We start from the raw sequence: 555 nt of genomic DNA on the forward strand, positions 1-555 counted from the left end.
AGGCGTTATAAGCCTTCGGTAGTTGTAGAGGTAATATGAATATTTGGAAAAAGCTTCAAGTCATTTTATTGGTTACCCTTTCTTGTATCGGTGTTGATCAAGGTACGAAATTATTAGCCTCAGAGCATCTGTCAAGAAACATGATGAATAGTTATTTTTCAGATGTTTTTCGTATTGGATATACAGAAAATATTGGTGCTTTCTTAGGGTTAGGTAATGGTTTATCTGATGAACATCGGTTCGGGATTTTTGTTCTAGCTGTCGGTGTTTTCCTTTTGGGGTTGTTTTTCTACTTAGTGACAAGTTCTAAATTAAATCTTAATTCGTTGGTTGCGTTATCGATGATTTTCTCTGGTGGTGCCAGTAACTTTTATGAYCGAGTTGYAAATAATGGCGYGGTCGTTGACTTCTTAAATGTAGGTTTTGGCTCAATTCGCACWGGTGTTTTTAATATTGCGGACATGGTAATAATGGCAGGAATGCTGATGTTTATACTATCGCAAAATAAAGCTGAATCTGCCAAGTAACTGGCTTATAACAAGGCAATCAAGGTGA

The 555-nt window shown here is 36.7% G+C and carries 1 protein-coding gene; it reads left to right on the forward strand.

The features are described 5' to 3' along the window. The first annotated feature begins 35 nt into the window (after nt 1-35). The gene (lspA, locus tag EDI28_RS26255; RefSeq protein WP_128786715.1) at nt 36-527 is read left to right on the forward strand and encodes a signal peptidase II; all 492 of its coding nucleotides are present in this window, start codon (nt 36-38) and stop codon (nt 525-527) included. Nucleotides 528-555 lie beyond the last annotated feature (28 nt).

Source organism: Photobacterium chitinilyticum (assembly GCF_004104355.1).
Taxonomy (GTDB): domain Bacteria; phylum Pseudomonadota; class Gammaproteobacteria; order Enterobacterales; family Vibrionaceae; genus Photobacterium; species Photobacterium chitinilyticum.